21 protein-coding genes are annotated in these 20,825 nt (G+C 51.3%); 9 read left to right on the top strand and 12 right to left on the bottom strand.

Features of this window, described 5'->3' with window-relative positions; translation table 11 throughout:
- Positions 1-14 precede the first annotated feature (14 nt).
- Positions 15-674 (bottom strand): response regulator, encoded by a 660-nt coding sequence (locus SH467x_RS15365; RefSeq protein ID WP_482367987.1) that lies wholly within the window; start codon positions 672-674, stop codon positions 15-17.
- On the bottom strand, positions 671-4,354 hold the full coding sequence (locus SH467x_RS15360; protein WP_482367986.1) for a chemotaxis protein CheB: 3,684 nt from the start codon (positions 4,352-4,354) through the stop codon (positions 671-673). The genes SH467x_RS15365 and SH467x_RS15360 overlap by 4 nt, the downstream gene beginning before the upstream one ends.
- 341 nt (positions 4,355-4,695) lie before the next feature.
- Between SH467x_RS15360 and SH467x_RS15355 the strand changes: the two genes are divergently transcribed.
- The 5 genes from SH467x_RS15355 to SH467x_RS15335 all read left to right on the top strand — a co-directional run bounded on the left by SH467x_RS15355 (position 4,696) and on the right by SH467x_RS15335 (position 7,866).
- Complete coding sequence (locus SH467x_RS15355; RefSeq protein ID WP_482367985.1) at positions 4,696-4,968, top strand: hypothetical protein; 273 nt, start codon at positions 4,696-4,698, stop codon at positions 4,966-4,968.
- Positions 4,969-5,063: 95 nt separating this feature from the next.
- The gene (locus SH467x_RS15350) at positions 5,064-5,732 is read left to right on the top strand and encodes a DUF4142 domain-containing protein (RefSeq protein ID WP_482367984.1); all 669 of its coding nucleotides are present in this window, start codon (positions 5,064-5,066) and stop codon (positions 5,730-5,732) included.
- 187 nt (positions 5,733-5,919) lie between these two features.
- Complete coding sequence (locus SH467x_RS15345; RefSeq protein WP_482367983.1) at positions 5,920-6,096, top strand: DUF1328 domain-containing protein; 177 nt, start codon at positions 5,920-5,922, stop codon at positions 6,094-6,096.
- Between the two features lie 154 nt (positions 6,097-6,250).
- Positions 6,251-7,684 carry a hypothetical protein gene (locus SH467x_RS15340; protein ID WP_482367982.1) on the top strand — a complete coding sequence of 478 codons (1,434 nt, stop codon included), beginning with the start codon at positions 6,251-6,253 and terminating at the stop codon, positions 7,682-7,684.
- Entirely contained in the window at positions 7,681-7,866 is a 186-nt protein-coding gene (locus SH467x_RS15335; RefSeq protein WP_482367981.1) for a hypothetical protein, read from the top strand. The genes SH467x_RS15340 and SH467x_RS15335 overlap by 4 nt, the downstream gene beginning before the upstream one ends.
- A 91-nt stretch (positions 7,867-7,957) precedes the next feature.
- On the opposite strand, the gene SH467x_RS15330 is transcribed toward SH467x_RS15335, so the two are convergent.
- The 3 genes from SH467x_RS15330 to SH467x_RS15320 all read right to left on the bottom strand — a co-directional run bounded on the left by SH467x_RS15330 (position 7,958) and on the right by SH467x_RS15320 (position 11,683).
- Entirely contained in the window at positions 7,958-9,793 is a 1,836-nt protein-coding gene (locus tag SH467x_RS15330) for an alpha-amylase family glycosyl hydrolase (protein ID WP_482367980.1), read from the bottom strand.
- 121 nt (positions 9,794-9,914) lie between these two features.
- Complete coding sequence (locus SH467x_RS15325; protein ID WP_482367979.1) at positions 9,915-10,088, bottom strand: DUF3309 family protein; 174 nt, start codon at positions 10,086-10,088, stop codon at positions 9,915-9,917.
- A 20-nt stretch (positions 10,089-10,108) separates the two neighbouring features.
- Complete coding sequence (locus SH467x_RS15320) at positions 10,109-11,683, bottom strand: B12-binding domain-containing radical SAM protein (protein WP_482367978.1); 1,575 nt, start codon at positions 11,681-11,683, stop codon at positions 10,109-10,111.
- Positions 11,684-11,913: 230 nt separating this feature from the next.
- Here SH467x_RS15320 and SH467x_RS15315 point away from each other — a divergent pair, with 230 nt between their 5' ends.
- Entirely contained in the window at positions 11,914-13,128 is a 1,215-nt protein-coding gene (locus tag SH467x_RS15315; protein WP_482367977.1) for an ATP-binding response regulator, read from the top strand.
- A gap of 67 nt (positions 13,129-13,195) precedes the next feature.
- On the opposite strand, the gene SH467x_RS15310 is transcribed toward SH467x_RS15315, so the two are convergent.
- From SH467x_RS15310 to SH467x_RS15300, 3 genes are all read right to left on the bottom strand, one after another.
- Entirely contained in the window at positions 13,196-13,642 is a 447-nt protein-coding gene (locus tag SH467x_RS15310) for a hypothetical protein (RefSeq protein WP_482367976.1), read from the bottom strand.
- Between the two features lie 117 nt (positions 13,643-13,759).
- Positions 13,760-14,269, bottom strand: a complete 510-nt coding sequence (locus SH467x_RS15305; RefSeq protein ID WP_482367975.1) for a cytochrome-c peroxidase — start codon at positions 14,267-14,269, stop codon at positions 13,760-13,762.
- A gap of 140 nt (positions 14,270-14,409) precedes the next feature.
- On the bottom strand, positions 14,410-14,526 hold the full coding sequence (locus SH467x_RS15300; protein ID WP_482367974.1) for a type II secretion system protein: 117 nt from the start codon (positions 14,524-14,526) through the stop codon (positions 14,410-14,412).
- A gap of 165 nt (positions 14,527-14,691) precedes the next feature.
- Here SH467x_RS15300 and SH467x_RS15295 point away from each other — a divergent pair, with 165 nt between their 5' ends.
- Positions 14,692-14,994, top strand: a complete 303-nt coding sequence (locus SH467x_RS15295) for a hypothetical protein (protein WP_482367973.1) — start codon at positions 14,692-14,694, stop codon at positions 14,992-14,994.
- Between the two features lie 140 nt (positions 14,995-15,134).
- Here the strand turns inward: SH467x_RS15295 and SH467x_RS15290 are convergent, their stop codons facing one another.
- The 4 genes from SH467x_RS15290 to trxA form a co-directional block, all read right to left on the bottom strand.
- The gene (locus SH467x_RS15290) at positions 15,135-15,590 is read right to left on the bottom strand and encodes a ferritin-like domain-containing protein (protein WP_482367972.1); all 456 of its coding nucleotides are present in this window, start codon (positions 15,588-15,590) and stop codon (positions 15,135-15,137) included.
- A 92-nt stretch (positions 15,591-15,682) separates the two neighbouring features.
- Positions 15,683-16,600 carry a hypothetical protein gene (locus tag SH467x_RS15285; RefSeq protein ID WP_482367971.1) on the bottom strand — a complete coding sequence of 306 codons (918 nt, stop codon included), beginning with the start codon at positions 16,598-16,600 and terminating at the stop codon, positions 15,683-15,685.
- 3 nt (positions 16,601-16,603) lie between these two features.
- Positions 16,604-17,527 carry an N-acetylglucosamine-6-phosphate deacetylase gene (locus SH467x_RS15280; RefSeq protein ID WP_482367970.1) on the bottom strand — a complete coding sequence of 308 codons (924 nt, stop codon included), beginning with the start codon at positions 17,525-17,527 and terminating at the stop codon, positions 16,604-16,606.
- 34 nt (positions 17,528-17,561) lie between these two features.
- Positions 17,562-17,888 (bottom strand): thioredoxin, encoded by a 327-nt coding sequence (gene trxA / locus SH467x_RS15275; RefSeq protein ID WP_146677909.1) that lies wholly within the window; start codon positions 17,886-17,888, stop codon positions 17,562-17,564.
- 279 nt (positions 17,889-18,167) lie between these two features.
- Here trxA and SH467x_RS15270 point away from each other — a divergent pair, with 279 nt between their 5' ends.
- Positions 18,168-20,045, top strand: coding sequence for a peptidylprolyl isomerase (locus SH467x_RS15270; RefSeq protein WP_482367969.1), 1,878 nt, complete (start codon positions 18,168-18,170; stop codon positions 20,043-20,045).
- Between the two features lie 9 nt (positions 20,046-20,054).
- The gene (locus SH467x_RS15265) at positions 20,055-20,798 is read left to right on the top strand and encodes a hypothetical protein (protein ID WP_482367968.1); all 744 of its coding nucleotides are present in this window, start codon (positions 20,055-20,057) and stop codon (positions 20,796-20,798) included.
- Positions 20,799-20,825: the final 27 nt, after the last annotated feature.

Raw genomic sequence — 20,825 nt, 5'->3', positions numbered from 1 at the left:
GTCCGGTCCCCTGTTCAGCCACTCTGCAGCATAGACTGAATCGCTTGGCGGTTGAGCTCGGCACCACTTTTTGCGCCAAGCTTTCTTTTCATGTTCTCGCGGTGCGTATCCACGGTGTGAGTACTCAAAAAAAGCTGATCGGCAATGGCGCTCGTGCTGAGTCCAGCACCGATCAACCTAAAGATCTCCAATTCGCGATCTGTGAGTGCTGCAAGGGGGTCGTCGGTCATGCTGCGTTTTCCCAAAGCCTGGGAAACAAGTCGTTGTGTTGTCTCTGCGCTCACAAAGCGTTCGCCCCTCAACACGGTCCGAATCGCTTCTATGAGTTTTTCATTCGATTCTTGCTTGTCCAGGTAACCCAGCGCTCCGGCTCGAAGGGCTCGTTCTGCGTAAAGCGATTCTTGGAACGCTGAGACGATTAACATTTTGGTCGTTGCGTTGAGTAGACGGACTCGTTTGACGAGTTCGATTCCATTTCCACTTTTCAGCGAGATGTCGATAAGAACTAGATCTGGGCAGAGATTCTTGACGAGCGTAAGAGCTTCCTCTTCGGTCGCGGCTTCCCCACAGACAACCAGATCGGTTTGAGAGGTGATTCGCATTGTCAATCCATCCCGCATCAACGGGTGGTCGTCAACGATCAGGATTCTCGATTTGGGATTAAGGTTTGTCATGCTATTGTACCTAATGTTGGTATGACACAACGGACGGACGTGCCGTTATTGTTATTTCGACTTACGTGAAGGTCTCCACCGATCGTATTCGCTCGGTATCGCATAATACGAAGCCCAAATCCGCTTCCCTCGGAAGCAGTTCCTGGGATGGTCTGAAGGTCAAAGCCCACTCCATTGTCGGAAATTTCAAGAATGGTCTGATCCGCTTCCTGAGCAAGAGATATCTGAATATTGCTCGCTTTGCCATGTTTGAGCGAGTTGGTAAGTGATTCCTGAGCAATACGGTAAAGCTGAGTAGCAACGGCATTGCTGCGAATGGTGCCAGCCCCATGAAAATCGAAACTGCAATTCACTTTTTGCGTCGCGTTCGTGGAGGCTGCGAGCTCGGCTAAGGCTGATCGAAGCCCTTCTGCATCAATCTGGACAGGCATGATACCATGCGAAAGCTTGTGAATATGCTGGTTGGCTTCAATCAGACCGGATGTAAGCTTCGCCAGTGCTTGCTTAATCCTTTGAAAATCCAAATCTTGAAGTCGCCATTCTACCGATTCATTGTCTTTTTTTTGTGTGGCTCTATCCAGAAAATCGTTGATTGCGCCGGCGAACAGAGTGAGACCGGTCAACTCCTGCTGCGTTCCATCGTGTAGCTCTTGGCCGATTCTTGATTGCTCATTCGTAGCGATCTCCAGAATTTGGGCTTGCAGTTGCTTTCGGAGCGTAATGTCTCGCAGGATTCCTGTATAGAGACGAAGGTGATCAACCCTACTTAAGACAAGGTCTACAGGGAAGGTCGAGGCATCTTTTCGGTGCGCTTGTACTTCGCAGTGATCTCCGAGGAGCCCAACCAACCGATCTGCAATGGTCGCTGAAGCTTCTCGGTTTTGATCTTGGTCCGCAGCGAGCAAGAATGGCATCAACGACGCGATGTTTTTGCCAATAAGCTCGTCACGTTGGTACTGAAAAAGGCTCTCCGTAGCTCGATTGACACTTTCGATCTTTCCTTGCAGATCGATGGTAATAATCGCATCTGCAGCGGCATTGAGAATCGCCTGCAGTCTTTCAGCTCCTTCATAGAGCTCTGCGAAATGTCGAGCATCCGTTTCCCGCTGCACTGCCTCCGAATTCTTCCTCTGAGTCAGGTCGATAAACGTAATAACGACTCCACTGACGAAATTGTCCGAGGAACGATAGGGTAGGATTCGACGTAGGAAGTGTTTGGAATCCTCCGTTTTCAGCTCTCGCTCGAGCGCTTTCTCTGTCTCGAGCACATCGCGGCACTCTTGAATCATCGAATCATCCGCGAACTTGGGTGCAATGTCCTTCAACGGACGGCCAACGTCGGTTGAAAGCAGATTCAGTAAGGATTTGGTTGGAGGAGTGAAGAGCTTGATGCGCAATTGTTCGTCGAGAAATATGGTCGCGATCTCCGTACTCGACATTAGGTTCGTCATATCTTCTGTGGATTGCTTCAGTTCGTTCACCTTCTCTTGCAGCTGGCCATTGACTGTGGAAAGTTCCTCATTTAGCGACTGCAATTCCTCCTTTGAGGTCTCTAATTCTTCGTTGACCGATTGAAGTTCCTCGTTGACAGACATGATCTCCTCGTTCGAGGTTTTGAGTTCCTCGTTCGAGCTTTCCATTTCCTCAACGGTACTCCTCAATTCTTCGCTCATCGACTTGAGTTCCATTTCAAGCTGCTGCGTCAACGGCGAATCATCGTCCTGAACGGATTCACTTCCAATCCATGTGGACGCTGAGGAACCGCTTTTCTCAGTTTCCCAGAAGGGCAAAGACTCATAGAAAAGAACCAATAAAAGGCCTGCAACTTCTTTAGGCTCCGCCAATGGTTTAGCTATAACCGAACATTTGAAGTACTGACCACCACGATTGATTCGAATATCTTTTGTAACGATGGTCTTGCGTTCCTGGATGGCATTCCGGCAAGCGGCCCGCAGTTTGGTACGCAAGCCTGGCCTCGCCATGGCCAGTAGATCTTTCGTGAGTTCGCCCCTGGGAAACTCGAGAAAGTTGGCCAACGGACCCGTCACATAGAGAACCTCCAGCGAGTGATTGCAGAGCGCTGCTGCTGGAGCATGTTCGTTTAGAATCAGTTGCTCTGTGATTTCCTTGAAGCTTTTGCGGTGGGGTGCCGAAGGCGAACTCGAAGCAATCACCCGGTACGGTTCCGTGGACTTTCGAAGTGGTATATTGATGACGTCGCGTTTCACCGATTCGAGTCTTCGAAAGACTCGCCACTTTTTGGAGACCGTCTCAAACAGTTCGCCGGATCTACCAATCGTTTCCGATGGACCTAATAGAAGGTAGCCACCCGCCACCAGTGCGAAGTGAAAAAGTGCAATCACATTCTTTTGCATCTCCGGCTCAAGATAAATCAGCAAGTTCCTACAAGAAATCAAATCAATCTTCGAGAAGGGGGCATCACCAATCAAGTTTTGGTGCGAGAATACAACCGATTCCCTCAGTTTTTTGTTGATCTGATAGTGGTTCTCATCGAGCATCGTAAAAAATGCTCGGAGTCTTTTGGGAGAAACATCACCCGCGATACTGGCTGGATAAATACCAGCACGCGCTACGTCAATTGCGCTCGCATCGATGTCGCTCGCAAACACTTGAATTGCAAACGATAGCTTTGCGATCTCGATTGCCTCGATCCATAACATCGCAATGGAATATGCTTCTTCGCCGCTTGCGCAACCGGCCACCCAAACTCGGATCGGAAGGCTGCTGTTGTGTTGAGCCAGCAATGCCGGGATGACTTCCTTTTCCAGAATTTGATAGGCATCGGGGTCTCGAAAAAACGCGGTCACACTAATCAAAAGGTCTTTGTAGAGCGCAGTGATTTCCTCCGGTTTTTCCTTAAGGAATTCTAGGTAATGAGACAAATTGTCAATTTGGACAATTCCCATACGCCGTTGGATCCTTCGCAACACCATTGGCTTGCGATAAGGGCGAAAATCGTACTTTGCTTGAGATTGCAATATGACCAATATTTGATTGAGCAAGTCGGATGCTTGCTCGGCAAGCGCCATTTCGTCGCTATGCTGGCGAAGGTATGGCTGCTGAATGTATTTCAAAAGCGCTGCTGGCATCTGCTCTGGAGGTAGCACGTAATCGATGACACCAGTGCTAATCGCATTGAGTGGCATTTGGTCATACTCCGCCGTCTCCGGTTTCTGAGCCATCACCATACCTCCAGCAAGCTTGATCTCACGGATACCAAGCGATCCGTGACTGCCGGTCCCAGATAGAACAATGCCAATCGCTCGCTCACCTTGATCATCAGCGAGCGATCGCAGAAAGTAATCGATGGAAGTTTGCCAACCATGACCTGCTGGCGGGAGATTCAGTTGTAGCAATCCTCCCGAAATCGATAAAAAGATATTCGGAGGAATAATGTAGATACAGTTTGGAAGAACTGCCATTCCTTGCTTGGCCTCCATCACAGGCATGGGAGTTAATTTCCCTAGCAATTCGACCATCATACTTTCATGAGATGGGTCGAGATGCGGAACCAGTACAAAGGCAAGACCGCTGTCGCCAGGCATCGCAGAAAAGAACTTTTTAAATGCGTCTAACCCGCCCGCAGAAGCAACTAGTCCAGCAATGGGATACGTACTGGATGAGATTTCTGGTGGATTTGCAATTATTGGCACTGGCACTATTGCGTCCATGCTTGAACGCTCAATCTGCTTGGAGGGATTGCTCGAATCCATTTGCAAGACCTTTGGACTTTTTTTCATGCTTCAAGTCCATCCTGTGCTGACTGGTCTGGGACAAACCGTCAACTGTACCAGTTTTGTCGAGAGAGTGCGATGCAATCCAGGCAAATGGGTTTTCGCATGGTCACATCCGCCATGCAGCTTTCACGATTCCATCGATAGGTTGCGTGGACGGTCCACGCAAGAATCAACGCAATGGCCAAGTATCCATGCTTTATTCAACGTCACTTGATGCGTTGAATCGTGGGTACAGTATCGCCATACATTGAAAGGGATTGGAAATGAAGACAGACAACGCCAAGGTGGCAGGGAATTCGTGCGACGAGAAGCTCATTAAGGTCTCAGGTGACAAGATCAAATCTACCTGCGGGAACGGTAACGAGCACAACTACACTGTCGCCAAGGAAGTAAAGGTCACTTGTGACGGAAAGGAAGCCAAGCTATCGGACCTCAAGTCGGGTTCAACGATTCGAATGACGATGAGTGAGGATGATGAGACAAAAATACTAGCCGTGGACTGCGGAAAACATATTCCGTCGCTCGCAAATGCGTAACGTTTTGGCATCAAGCCAATTATTTCGATTGGATTTCCCAATCGACCAAACACGCCAACTCTTTAATAACACTTTTGAAACCTAGGGTAACAACCATGAAATTCCAAATCACCATAGCGACACTTGCAACACTCCTCTCGGCTGGTTCGCTTAGTGCACAACAAGCATCGCCGGGGCAATCTGCAGCCAAAACGCAGCAGGCGAACCAGACTTCTTCACTGGAAACTCGACTGTCGAAGGAACAAATCTTCGCAAAATGCCTTGCAATTACCAACCAGGAAGTGGTTGCGATTGCGAGCTTTGCGAAGGAGAGGGCGACCCATGAGGACGTCAAAGGTTTGGCAACTACTTTGGAAAAGTCGCACCAAGAATGCCTGGAGGAGCTAAAAGGTTTAGCAACCAAAGCTGCTGCAGGTAAGAAAACAAGCACCCAAGTGTCGCCAGTTGCGAACAGCAACCCGAATGAAGTCGACTTCTTGCAGATTCACCAAGAAATTTCCGATCAGTGCCTGAAGGACGGGAAGGAAATGCTCAGCAAGAAAGAAGGGGAGGAATTCGATTCCTGCTTCGTGGGTATGCAAATTGCGAAGCATGGGATGATGCACTCAAGCCTTACGGTACTGCAACGCCATACCACGGGAGAATTGCAGGATTTCATCAAGGCGAGTCTTGCCAAAAATGACGCGCATATGAAGGCAGCATCCAGTCTGATGGAACGTCTTTCCGACAGTTCCGTGACCAGAACTGCGAAACTGGGGAAGTAATCCCCTCAATCTCGTCAGAGTGAACTGACAAGTGAAGACAGACAGAGAAAGCCGGCGTTGGTGGGGGCCATTCCCAATGACGATTGGGCTTTCTCCGTCGGCTTCGGCTGGAGTGCACCTCTTCCGTTGGCAGGTAGCTTCATCCAACGCATAGAGAATTACCATGAGCACTTTAAGGAAATGAATCATGCTACAGTTAGCAATTGCTTGTTTGGTTATTGCATTGATCGCAGCCGTTCTGGGATTTGGAGGGATCGCAGGATCCTTCGTGGGGATTGCCAAAATACTATTTGTTGTTTTCCTTGTTCTGGCTGTGTTGTCCTTCGTCTTTAACGGAGCAGGACGAGGACGCTTTTGGGGTTGATAAGTAAATAGGCTGGAATGTGCCACTGGCGCAACAGACAGATGGAACAAAATAACGAAACAACAATTATGATCGGATATTAACTATGTATCGAATAGGAAAGATCAGGTGGTACTCCATTGCCGCTTCCATAGCTTTCAACCTTGCTATTTTCATGAATCCGGCTATCGCTCAAGTTGGCGTGGCGCCAGCCGATAATGAAGTAGAAATCCTGACCCGTGGCCCCGTGCATGAAGCATTCGCAGAGACGATTGTGTTCGATCCCGAACCCGGGCTTGCGATTCCGAAAAAGCCTCCTGCTGCTATCGAGGAACTTCCTCCAGAGCAGCAACCTGAGGGAGACAACATCACATGGATCCCAGGATATTGGGCATGGGATGACGATAGGGAAGACTTTATTTGGGTCAGTGGAATTTGGCGAGCTGCGCCCCCCGATCGACAATGGATTCCAGGATACTGGGCACCGGCTGGTAAGGGCGCTCAATGGACGTCGGGGTATTGGGCCGATGCTAGTTTACAAGAGATTGAGTACTTACCTGAACCACCAGCGACGGTCGAAGCGGGCCCAAACGTACCGGCTCCCTCCGCAGACCATAGTTGGTTGCCTGGGAGTTGGGTTTGGCAGCAGAATGGCTATGCGTGGCGCCCCGGTTATTGGGCGCCTGGCCAAGACGATTGGAATTGGATTCCAGCCCGCTATGTCTGGACGCCTCGAGGCTATGTCTTCGTGGACGGATATTTTGACTACAACGTGAATCGTCGAGGTGTTTTGTACGCACCCGTTTATTTCAGGTCCAGTGCCTACACACAGCGAGACTTTCGCTATTCGCCCGTAACAGTCATCAACCCGAACGTATTCTCCAATCACCTCTTCCTAAGACCCAGTTATGGCCACTATTACTTTGGTGATTACTATGGCGCAAACTATGCAACCCAAGGCATTTCACCCTGGTTTTCCTTCAACAACCGCAATTCGGGGTACGATCCGTTTTACGCCCAACAACGTTGGCAGCATCGGAATGACCAGCAATGGAATCAACGGATGGCAACCGAATACACTCGCCGAAGAGACCATGAGCCCAATCGACCTCCACGCGATTTGAGGTCCCAACGGGAGAGATTTGCGCAAGGCGGAACTGTTGCGGATGATAGTTTTCGTGTGGGTACGACCTTAGAGGAACTGTCCCAATCCAAGGCGTTACCTCATCGTATACAGCCGCTTGCTCCAGAAGCTCGACAGCAACTTAGCAAACGAGGGTCGGAAATTCGGGCCTTGAACGAACAACGACTCAAATGGGAATCGGATGTCACGGGTCGCGCCGGCGGTCGGACCGATAGCAAGGCGACTCCTATGCGCACTCGAATCCCGCGTTCGACGATTGTGGGATCGCCGATCCAAAAGCTGGCGCCTGGCAAAGCACCACCGAAAGTCATCGCGGCTCCCCCTGCCGACCCTAGAGTTCAACCAAAACCGCGGCCTCCGCGAGTCGAAAAGGGCCAGCCGCCCGTGCGCGGCAAGGGTAATGATGGAGAGGGACGCGGCAAAGGTGATAAGGGCGTTGGCAAGAGAGACAAGGACCTATCATGAAGCGACTTCTCCTCTTTTTGTTTCTGATCTTGATCGTAATCGTAGCTGGCGGTTTCTATCAAAAGTGGTTCACGGTGACGAATACCGGTGGCAACGAACAAAGCAAGACGAACTTCAACTTAGAGATCGACAGTGGCAAGATGAGGAAGGATGCCGACGCTTTTACAACGAAAGCAAAGTAACGAACGGATAATGCAAAAGGAATCTCGCATGTCAAGGCAAGCTTCCTGATTGTTGCCGCTCCATGATCACAAAGTAAATCTACTAGCGTTATCAGGTCTTGTCCTGCGACAGGATCAACACACTGTAGGGCCCAATGTGAATCAATCCTTCGTTTGGAAATCCGTCTCGCCACTGCGACGCTAGCGGATCGGTTTGGTTCAATCGATTCGCAATCACATCATCGCAAATCGTGTTGGAGAAGGATTTGCTGTATCCATTGAAATCGCTATTGAACCGCACGCACCAAGTACCGCAGTTAGGAAATCCTAGGCGATAAGCGTGGTGCGGCTTGTGAGACAGATTACAAACCACCAAGACATCATCCCCAGCGCCCGACTGGTGCCAACGGTGATATGCCAGCACATTATCGGCCTGGTTCTGGTGAAAGGTGTTTAGGCCAGAACCTGTAAGACCTTTTGTCGATCCGAACCGATTGAGCCGAAGATGTATAAGATCACGGTATAAACGAACGATCCCACTAAAAGTCTCCGATCGGCCCCAGTCCAGCGGAACCGAATCTTGAAACCACCCATCTTCAAGAAATTCTTGCCCTTGAAACAGCATCGGAATACCAGGCGCGGTGAGAACCAAGGCTGCAGCTAATGTCGTACGCTTTTGCGAAAACCAACTGTCAGGATTCTGAGGATCGATTTCGGTAGCAATGCGAGCTTTCCCGTTTGCCACTTCATCGTGCGATTCACTAAAGACAACGCGTTGAAAAGGGTCGCCGTTATAGCTTCCTTCGAGCGCCTTGCGAACGCTGTCCAACGACCTTTGTTCGTCGTTCGTAGTGATGACAGCCTCTCGAATCGGATGAACAAATTTCGCTCCCCATTGCGCAGTGAAGCCCGCTCCCCCTTGATCTGGAGATTTGGTGATTCGATCGTCGGTCCGCATGTCCTCCGCGATCGTAATGCGTCCAGGAAATCTACTGTGCACTTCACGATTAATCCATTGAGTGAGACTCCATCCATCGGGTAGATTTCCACCGGGATCGCCATCGCCACGTACATGATGCATAAAAAAGGTCATGTCCAAACGTAAGCCATCGACATGATACTCTTCCAGCCACATCATCGCATTGTCGCGAATGAACTGGCGCACTTCCCCTCGTCCGTAGTCAGGACGAGTTGCACCCCACGGAGTTTCGGAGCGCCAGTCGTTGTAGAAATAGATTCCGCCGAAGCCATTCTCGCTCCATCCATCAAACTGCCATAGGTCCAAATCACTCGGACCGAAATGGTTGTAGACCACGTCCAAAATCAACCCCATCCCAGCTTGATGAACGGCTTTCACAAAGCGTTTGAATGCAATGGGACCTCCATAATTGCCTTCCACTGCAAAGACACACGAAGGATTATATCCCCACGATGAGTACCCTCCAAACTCAGCTAATGGCATCAATTCGATAACATTCACACCCAGTTTTTTTAGATAGTCGAGCTTCTGTAGTGTTTCATCGAAACCGTTTGTAGAATCGTCTTGGGTGTCGTGAAAAGTACCCAAATGCATCTCATAAATGACGAGTTCATTGATAGGTGGCAGTCGAAAGTTGTCATCCCCCCAGTCGAAGTGTGAGTCGTGAATTACTGCATTCCCAATGGAATTGGTGACCTGACGTGCATAGGGGTCGATCCTCATCATGGTCTTGTTGCCGTTCACGATGCGATAACGATACTCGTCGCCAATCTTAGCGGTTGCAACATCAGCATACCAATAGCCAGCCCCCTCCTTGATCATGAGCATACCACCCGGGTCCCACGCGTTGAACGAGCCTGCGATGTAAACCGCATCGGCATGGGGTGCCCAAACTCGGAAAGAAACTCCCTTTGTATGCGGGATAGCTCCCATGCCCGACTTGATCTCTTCCGCGGTGACCGATGACATCAACGTATCCTCTCTGAGAAACGCTTACGACAATCGCTGCAAGCGTATTTTAATCCGTTCGCGGCATCACACCGAATTTGACTGGAAGCTCTCGCGATCGCATAGATCCGCGAAACGATCCCTAGATGCGGCCAGTGAGCAACAGAATAAGCAACACCACAAGGACGATGCTGACGAGACTGAATCCGCCGCTTGGGCCATATCCCCAACTTCGACTGTGCGACCAATTGGGGAGCGTTCCGATCCCACCCACAAGAAACAGGATCAATAAAACGATCAAAATGGTTTGCAACATTGGCAAAATTCCTATGTCAGCTAAAGGATTGTGAGTGCTGGAGAGGCAATGAAATCGCCTGCCACACTCGGGGTTGATTCTAAAGTGCGATCGATGCTGTGCGTGCTCAGGCTTTTCGGTAATGGAGCTAGTTCCACACCGAATACACGCTTGCGAAAACCGATGTAATCGCTCACATGATCTTGTTTTGCTCGCAAGACTCCACCAGACATGGGATGCGTATGGCGCCAAGCACAGTAACGAATGAAGGAAGACATCGCTAGACTTCCAATTTTTTCCCCGAGACTTCCTCTTCCATTTCGGCGGGTTATTTTATGAATATTCTTTAGTGAATGTCCCAGTGTATTAAACTCACGGTAACAATTATAAAGAAGTTCGGAAAGTCGAGTCGGTGAAAGATGGGGATGTCGCCATGTGAGGCAGGTGGTATCGAAGCGATCTAGATTCGATTCCGTTATCAAATCTTCTCGCATGAAATCATCATACTGATCCGTACCGGGGATCGGGCAAAGTATATAGAAAGACGCCCAATTCGGAGAGATAGATCGCAGCACCTCGAGGTGACCTCGAATCGACTCCTCGGTGTCATTTGGGAATCCAATAATGTTAGAAAAGTGCGAAGCGATTCCATTTGCTCGACACAATCGAACGATATCGTGATAGGTATCGGGACGATTCTGCTTCTTGTTGGCAGCGATCAATGTCGCTCGATCGAACGATTCAGCGCCCACAAAGATCTGGTAGCATCCCGCTTGAGCAAGAAGTTCGACCAGCGACTCTTGTTTGGATATCTGTGTATCACATTGAACAAAGAACTTTATTCCGAGCTTTTCGTCAATCATCGCGTGCAGTAAATCTTCCGCCTGCGGATACTTGTTGAAGTTATCAGACGTGAACATGACCGTGCTGACGCCAACGGCTTTGGCTGCCCTCAAACTTGCCATGGTCGTTTCGATGCTTTGGCTGCGAATCTTTCGGCCAGCAATCTTCGTAACGGAGCAGAAGTTACACAGAAAGGGACATCCTCTCGCCGGATAAACCCCAAGCATCGGCACAATGTACCTTCCTAACTCTTTCCGGTTGGGTGGAGTCAATACGGGTGACTCAAGGTTTTCTTGCCATCGCAAGCCAACTCCGTATAGAGGCTTTAACTCACCGGATGCTGCGTCCTGCAATACCTCATCCCATACGAGTTCTGCTTCGCACTGCGCAAAGCTCACGCCACATCCATGGAACATCGAGGTATCACAGGTCATAACGTGAGGCCCGCCTATCACTACTTGGCATCCATTCCGGTGTGCAAGTGCAGCGAGATCGAGCGCACGATGAAACTGATGACTTTGGACACCGACTAGCGCCACCAGGGTTCGAGAATGCCGAGTCGGTTCGAGCAAGCTCAGATAGTCGAGATCCGTGTAGACATATTCGTCGATTGCTCGTGTTTCAGTTCGCTGTTGACGGACCTCAGTAGGTACCATACTTCGAATATGTGGAACCGTACTATTGGGCATGAATCCGCGATGAAATCGCTCCACCGTGCCATCAGCCATGTACTTGCTGGGCTTGATGATTACAACTTTTAAAGTAGGTGGCATGTTTGATATCCGACAGTTTTTTCAGTACAGGAGTGATCTGCATGGCTAGTTCTATGTCGTTACCGTGAATGGAGACATCGAGAGAACCTCCAAATGCGTATGGAGAAATCCGCCAGCAGAAAACAATCGATCTCTCGATTCGCCATTTCCCAAGCGTACGTAAGAATGATGGCCGTACCAGCCGCAATGGATTCGGGTACGAACACACTTTTACAAGGAAGCTACTGACCATGAACAGTAGTCATTGCCCTAGATTGAAGCAGGATCGCGTGGTCGAAATGAGCGAACAGCCAACAACTCTTCGACCGAAATCGTCGGAGGAGGAGATGGCAATGCTCGGTCATGAATTGCGAAACCCACTGAGCGCGATAACCTATGCACTGGAAGTTTGGCCGACCTCTCGTGAAGATCCACAGTTGGAAAATCGTTTGTTGGAAATCATGCGTCGACAGGTGAAACAGTTGACTCGGCTGTGCGATGATCTACTTGGAATTGGGCAACGTGCAAAGGAGAGGAAGTCGATCCATCGGAAGTCAATGGACTTACGATCATCGATCTGGAACGCCAGTGAAGAGGTTCGTCCCTTCGCAGAGTCGTTCGGTCACACATTGTCCGTCGATCTTGGAAACCAACCCATTTGGGTATTGGGCGACGAATCGCGATTAACGCAGGTCTTTGCGAATCTGATGCATAATGCTGTGAAATTCACCGATCGCGGAGGTCAGATTTCTATCTCCGCTGAGCAAGACGCAGGCGCACTGGTGATTCGGCTATCCGATAATGGTCGTGGAATCGGCGCTGAACGTCTGAGCACCATTTTTGGAACGGAAGGAAGCTCCGAGAATCACGGGTTTGGTGCAGGGGAAGGCCTAGGGATAGGACTGCGATTGGCGAAATCCATTGTTGAGCAGCACGGAGGAACCATCGAAGCGTCGAGTGAAGGATTGGGACGCGGGAGCACATTCTCCATAAAGCTTCCACTCACGACGAAGCCCCAGACGGATTTGTTGGACGATTCGCAAGCTGAGTCCCTTCCGAAACAGGAAGTGGACCCGAACTTACCGATCTTTCGCATCTTGGTCGTAGATGATGATCGATCCATTCGATTCCTCGTATCTGCTTTGTTGAATAGGATGCATCAGGAGGTATCGGTGGCAGAAAACGGTGAGCAAGCGATCGAGCTTGTTCATCGCATACGTCCCGATATCGTCATCGTTGATTTGCATATGCGAGGAATCGATGGTTTTGAGGTGGCTCGTCGACTGCGTAGTCAAGTCGATCTGCAGGGTATCGTGCTGATTGCATTGTCTGGCAGTTCCGATGCGGCAACTCTCAAACGTGCTGCGGATTCAGGCTTTGACCAGTATATGATAAAGCCTATCGGGCTGAAGGAACTTACAAACAAACTGCTTCATGTAGCTCGAACGTCCCTGTGTTCTTACTGATAACGAGCCATCGTGGGTGCATTCGATTTGGAATTACTATCGTTGCATGACGGTTCCTTAGAAGTCACTACAGCGCCGCATGGACCATCCAAAGAGCCAACATCCCGCGAAGAGTCCACGCCCCAGTCCGAATCCAATTGGTAAAAACCAAGCGCCGATGAATAACCGGATCGAAACCTTGGGCAAGCCTTTCGTGATACGGCATCTGGAGCAAGAAGGTCGATGTCCAGATGGTGACGAGCAAGACTCCTCCCAGCCAAACCATCCACGTCGAGATCGAAGTGGGGCGAATCCAGATCAACGCCAACGAAGTCGCCGCTTCGACGAGCATAGGCGGGATCACGACCAACGAAGTCGACTCTATGTGTCGCTTTTCGTAGGCGGAGAAAAAGGGACCGCCAACCGCCGCAAGCAATGGGTAGTGGATAATCTGCACAAACCAGATGATGCCAACCATCACAATCGTGGCGACTAAGTGGCACAGAAGGTTCCATTCCTTTATCAATTCGAACATCGCCACACTCGACCTAAGCGAACAACTCTACGAGACCTGCGTTCTCGCGGCCTACCTCGCCGCGAACCCCGATCACTGTAGCCGCTAGGCAACGGCCGGTTCGGAATGGGTAAGCTGTTACGGAGACTCGAAAATATGCAACTCCGGCAATGGAGGGGCAGTCATCCTTCGTTTCGGTTCTTCCAGCGTACGGAGGAATGCGGCGAGGTCCTCCAAGTCCTGTTTGTTCAACCCCAAAGGCTTGAGATGGGCTGATTTTCGAGGGAATCGCTCGTCGCTTCGTTGCGATTCCTTAAATCTTCCATCACTGAAAAGCGGGCCATGATGGCAATTCATGCATCGCGCTTCTCGTCGGTACAGATCGAGTCCGATCATCTCGGAGTCTTGAAATACCTCTCGCTTCCCCTTTATAAAAGCATCGAAACGAGAAGAGCCACCGACGATCGTTCGTTCGAAACACGCAATGGCCTCAGCAACACGCTCGATCGTGATCCCACCGTCCCCAAAACTCTGTTGAAAGAGGACTTGGTATTCGTCGCTCCGCGATAACAAATCGAGTACCGTCTCTTCGGTTGCTCGTCGGACTGTCGAAGGACAATTCCGCTTGACCGACCAGCGCTCGGACACGCAAATCATCGATCATCGGTGTTGCGATCGGTTTCAGTTGATCGTCGATCGCAACAAGCTGCTGCACCAACAAGGTCTGAGCGGGGGCTGGAACTTGGATGGCTGCAACGGGCTTGGTTTGGGCGGAAGCGATCAGTGTCTCAGACGCTTCGCGCCGACTGCACCGCCGGCAGCAAAAGCCCAACGAGCACTCCGATGATCGCGATCACCACCAAAAGCTCAACCAACGTAAATCCACGTCGAAAACTCCGACTCATAGTCACACCATCCCCAGCTGCTTGCTGATACTAAGTCTCAAAAGAATAGACACCCCCCCTTTTTTGGCAACCCCAAGTGTGTAATATAGGAGTTGTAGGGATTTGTTGAGAGTGTCTCTCAACAAGTGGAGCGTTTAGGAAGCAGGAATTGAAGAGGGCTTTCTGGTGAAAACCGAGCAAATCGTCGCCGTTCTCCCGGGTGCGGATCCATGCGAAAGGATCGTGATCGCATTGGACAGTTCGGCCGAGCCCAAGCCGATTTCGGTTCGATCCGAGTCGTTCAGTTCCGATGTTGGGTGGTTCGCGCAGAGCGAATTGAGACTGTCACGGTCCGAGATGGCCGGATTGCGAAATGTACTGGGGGTTCCTGTCGCGAAGGCATGTCACTTCGCCGTCGATCAAATCGAGGAAGCCCGAATGGACGACGAACCGATGGTTCTTTCGTTCGCCTCGTACCGCCGAGCGTAAGCGGAGAGATTTTAGTCGCCCGGATGGAGAGGGCGACAGCATCTTGTACAAACTACTGGGTAACTTGTACAAACTACTGAGTAACTTGTACGAGCGACAGGTAAAGTAACGCGGGGCAGGATCAGCCGCCGGGTCGGAATTTAGCCGGACTTGCGAACCGACGAAGATTGAATGGCTTCTTCGCCATTTTTGAGGAGCTTGGTGTATTCTTCCACTCCTTCTTGTTCGTCGGCCAAGATATCTTCCAGGAAGATCACGAGCGGACGATTTCCCTCGGCCAACTCCAAGGCCTTGGTGTACATCTCTACCGCTTTGGACTCGAAGGCCAAGCTGTTTTGAAGGACTTCGATCAAGTTTCGCGATTGCTTGATTTCGTTCCGCTGTGCGACGGGCACACCGCCGAGGGAAACGATTTTGTTACCAACCAAATTGGCATGTTTGAACGATTCTTTGGCATCTCCCTCAAACTTCTCTGCATAGACTTCTCGCCAGGGTCCCTCGATGATGAAAGAAGCTTGCGAATATTGGGCAACGCCGGTCCATTCATGCTTGAGAATCTCGTTCAACAGATCGATGATCGCTTGATTGCTGCTCATGTCCCATTCCTTTCGTGTTTCGAATTTTTATACTGACTCAAACGTAGCGGTCATTGTCGAATCGATCAACCCCGTGACCTCGACGCAGGCTCTCACAAGGATGGCTGGGACGTCGAGCGAATACTGAGAAGCGATCTCAAAAAGTAGACTCCACAGATGCAGCCAGTCAGCCCAACCATGGCGAAGAGGAGGGTGCTGAAGCTGTCGAGGTCCAATCGTTCGCGACCTCTCGCTGTTTGAACGATTGAAAAGGTCACAAAGCTGTAATAGGTCCAAGCGCCCCATCGAACCGCTGCGAGAGACAGCCGTTGGCGCGCGCGATGGGTGGCCCATGCCATGAACGGTAGCGCTTGGATTGCATGCAGACCGGCCCCGTGCGGGAACTTCAATACACCCCCAGGGGGAACTATCTCAGGTGCTACACCGTTTGCGATCAACTGCTTTCCGATTAGGGTGATGGCGTATCCCAACGCGACCGAAGCCACTAGCAAGTTCATTCCGTGCCAGATGGCTGACTGCATCGGTGAAACGGATGGCTTCGAAAAGTCCTGCCAGGATCGCCACGCGATAACGAGGATAATACCCGAGGCGATGGAGATCATCAGCAGCATGGCGGCTTCGACTCCGCAGTTAAACCAACCCTCGGTGTTGAAGTGGCTGCGAGCACTTCGCCATGTCTGCATGGTGATCAAGAAGACTTCGATCGCCAACGAAACGCTTAATGCATCTCGAAGAAGGGAATCCCATCGCCTCGGCGTGAGCTTTCTTAACACCCAGAGCATGGATCCCAACGTGAGCCCGGTCGAGATACCGAACAAAATGGGTTTTCGAAAGGATATCGGATCTTCCCATTCCCGTTCCCCAAGCGCGAACATGGGGACATGGATCAGTCCGGACAGGAGCATCGCGTAAACCATCAACCAAGAGAAAGACCAAGCCCAGGACGTCTCGTTCGCCCTTGCGATCGTGTCGACTTGTTCTCCCCTATCCGCAGGAGTCGTCGTTGTCATGGCTTATTGTCGTGTTCCTGAAAGCCGAAACAGCTTTCTCGCATTCTCATAGAAGAGCCGTTCCTTCACTGCAGGCCAATCCCGGACCCATTGTGGGGCAAGGCTTTCCATGTCTTGCAAAAGGGATGCGGAGCCCGCCAAGTATTGGTGATCGCGGTGCATGGTTCTTCGCGTTTCATCCACCAGAATGGGTTGCCCACCGATTTGATATTCCCCGGGAGGCATCCCCGCAGCGCTCATTGCATCGCTGGTCACGATGACTTGATCTGCACCGAAGAGTTCCAACCAAGTTTGTAGCAGCCAGAATGGAACGTGGACACCATCGGCGATCAGGGATACGACCAGTTTGGACCTACAAGCCAATACACGGTGCAGTATGTTGTCATGGCGTGACACCTCGAGAGCGCATCCGTTTCCGAGATGCGTGAAGCCTTGAAGCCCATGATCGATCGCCCCTCTCAGTTCCTCGAGCGACGCATCGGTATGCCCAGCGAATGGAACGATGCCTTGATCGGCGAGCCAGCGGGTGCCATGAAAATGGGGGTCGCTTTCCGGCGCCAATGTGACTTGTCGAACCAAGCCGCCCCCCGCTCCTACGATTTCCTTCAAGGCATCGAGGCAGACCGGGCGAATGGCTTCGAGCGGGTGCGTTCCGCGATACCCGGGCTTGGGAGAGATAAAGGGTCCTTCGATATGCAGCCCTCCAACGAGGGCCTGCAAGAGAGGATCTTCGGTCACCCAGCCTGCAATTTTTGACACACGCCTGCAGAGTGCATCCAAAGGAGCTGTAATTAGGGTTGGAAAGAACAGCTCCACACCGGTTGCAGACAGTTTCTGGCATGCGTCCGAAAAAGAAGCCCGGTCGAGATTGTCGTCGTTGAAGTCGATACCAAAGGCCCCGTTGACTTGGATATCGATTGTTCGCATGACGGACGATCCGAGGGTGAAAGCAGGAAGGGCGTTAAGCCTTTGCGCTTTCCAAAGCCGCTTCGAGCTTGGTTCGCGGCGGAATTCCTTGGAATCGCTCGATGATCTCCCCTTCTTTGAACAGCAGGAGCGTTGGAATGGCATTGATGCCGTACCGCTGCGCCAATTCGGGGTGGTCTTCGACATTGACTTTGCCAATGCGAACGCTGCCGTCGAACTTCACTGCCAATTCGTCGATAAGCGGAGCGATCTGTCGGCAAGGCCCGCACCAAGTTGCCCAAAAGTCGACGAGGACGGGTTGTGAGGACTGAAGAACGTCGGAGTCAAATCCTTGTTCTGTGAATTCTGCTGCGTTGCCCATGAGGAGAACCTTTCCATTCAGTAAGTGACATCGGGGAACACCCGCCGGCTGCCAGATTTATACAAGACAAAAGGACTTCGCAGTAGTGCAGGTACCGTGCCATTCGGCTGGATTCCTCGAGAGCCCCTCGTCGACTTGATATTGACCCTCGCGACGCGTTCCTCGTACATTCCCTTAACTACGCAAATTTCATGGCGCGTGCAAACAACGGATTTGATTGCAAAAACGCACCCATTGCAGGGCACCCAGGCCCCCTTGGTTTCACGGAGGAAGCTAACTATGCCAACAATTTACCAACTTCGCCGCCTTGGATTCCGAGCCGTGTTGCTCTCGACGCTTCTGATCGGGACACCTGGTTTCGCTCAGGACCAATCCTCAGGCAATCGGGGTCGCGCCGTCAGCGCAACCCCTACCTCCGCCAAAAACGCGCCTGGCAAGCCCGCCGGAGCGGGTGCTCCAAGTGTCGCGGCAGTCGTCAATGGCCAACCGATTTCCATCTCCGAGCTTGCCATCCAATGCAGACTCCGCTTCGGAGAAGAGATCCTCGAGGACTTGATCAACAAAACGGTGATCATGCAGGCATGCCAGGCTCAAAACATCGCCATCAGCGATAAAGACATCGAAGCAGAAATCGCACGGACGGCGAGCAAGTTCAACCTCACGACCAAGATGTACCTCAAGCTCATCGAAGATGAACGGGACATCTCGCCAGAACAGTACGCAGCGGACATCATTTGGCCGATGCTGGCACTGCGATCGCTCGCCAAGGACGCGATCGCAGTCACCCCACAGGAAATCGATCGAGAATTCCAAGGTGAATTCGGTCCCAAGGTGAAGGTCCGGATGATCGCTTGTAAAGATCAAGCCAAATTGGCTCAGCTTCAAAAACAAGCGACGGACAAGCCTGAATTGTTTAAGGTACTCGCAAAAGATCACAGCGAGGATCCGGCGAGCGCAAGCGTCGAAGGATTGCTCCCTCCCATCAGGCGATTCACGGGAGACGAAGAGCTCGAGAATGTCGCCTTCGCACTGCAGCCCAACGAAGTTTCCAAGATTCTGAACGCAGGGGAGATGTACGTCATTCTGCAGTGCGTTCAGCACATCCCACCCGCCAACCCTCCCCAAGCCCAAATGCAAGAAATCCAGACTCGGATCAAGACCGAGTTGGAGGATCGCAAACTTCGCGAGTCGGCAGAGCAAGTCTATTTGACGCTCCGTGAAAAGAGCTCGATCACCGTCGTGCATGGCAAGCCGGAAATGGAACAGCAATACCCGGGGGTTGCTGCCATCGTGAATCAGCAAGCCATTCAAATGGAAACCTACGACAATGCTTGCGTGAAGCGATTCGGCAAGAAGATCCTCGACGGCGAAATCAATCGCAAACTGATCGAGGGCGCGCTGACCAAAGCCCAATTGCAAATCTCCCAAGCCGACATCGATCAAGAGATTCACCGCGCAGCCCAATACTTTGGATTCATCAAAGCGGATGGCTCAGCGGACATCCCACAGTTGTTGCAAAGCATCGAACAAGATGACAATATGACGCCCGAGCTTTATGTTCGCGATGTGATTTGGCCGACCGTTGCTCTTAAAAAATTGACGGCTGGAAAAGTATCGGTGACTGACGAAGACATCCAAAAAGGATTCGATGCAAACTACGGTCCTCGCGCCGAAGTTTTGGCTATTGTGCTGAGCAATCAACGGACGGCGCAGCAAGTTTGGGAGTTGGCTCGCAATAATCCGAGTGAACAATTCTTTGGCGAACTGGCTAGCCAGTACTCGGTCGAAGATAGCTCCCGCAGCAACTTTGGAAAGGTTCCTCCTTTGCGTCGCAATGGCGGGCAACCCACACTCGAGAAAGCAGCGTTTGAGCTTCAACCCGGTGCTCTTTCCGGAATCATCGAAGTGAATGGGCGCTATGTGATCCTCAAGTCGCAGGGTTTTACGAAACCGGTGGTCAGCACTCTCAATGCTGCCATCCGAACGGAACTTCATCGCGAGATCGAAGAGAAGAAGCATCGAATCGCGATGGATCAATGCCTAAGCAAACTTCGTGACGACGCCCAAATTGTTGACTTCAGCGATCTGAAGAAGAGCCGAGTCAGTTCGCAGGATCTACGAGAAGCTCAACAGGTCTTGGAGCAGCAACCCAGGTAAAGTCGAAGCATGCGACTTCGGTTTCCGCGGCACCGTTTAACGGTGCTGGACATCTTGGCGGCATCGCGAACGGTACCTGCTTTTCCCATCCACCGAACGTTTCAACTTGCATCGGTGGAAATCGCGAGAAAAGCAAGTCCGATCAAGATCGGTTGGACCGCTCTATTTCTCAAAGCGTTTGCAACGGTCTGCACCGAAGTGCCATCGCTACGGGATCTTTTTGTCAGCTATCCGATTCGACATCTTTATCGACACCCCCACTCCGTGGCATCGGTGTCGGTCCATCGCAACGATGAGCTTGGAAACGAACGCTTGATATGGGGGCAGCTGCGAAACCCTGAGTCGCTATCCCTCATTGAGATTCAGAGGGAATTAAGTCGAATGGTGACTGCTCCTCTTCGGGAGGTCTACCGGGATGGGTTGATCCTCGAGTCGTTTCCCGTACCTATTCGAAGGCTTGCTTGGTGGTGGGTCATGCGGTGCAGCGGTCGAAAAAGGGCGAAACACGTAGGCACGTTTTCCGTATCCAGTCTGGGTGGGCAAGGCTGTTTGAACGCGCACCATCCGCTGGTGACTTCGACCAGCCTCGCGATGGGGCCTTTAACGGACCGAGGGTCGATGGATGTCGTATTGCTATGCGACCATCGGATGATGGACGGAATCCTGGGCGCTCAGGCACTGGCACGATTGGAGCAGTGGCTGCAAACGGGGATTGTTGACGAGTTGAAATCGTCAGTAGCCAACAAGGCTTAAGTGATGAAATGGTCGACGCCAGTTTCT

It is taken from the genome of Brakhagea slesvicensis (assembly GCF_052161625.1).
Lineage (GTDB): Bacteria > Planctomycetota > Planctomycetia > Pirellulales > Pirellulaceae > JBKCUI01.
This window is presented reverse-complemented; position numbering and strand designations above follow the sequence as displayed.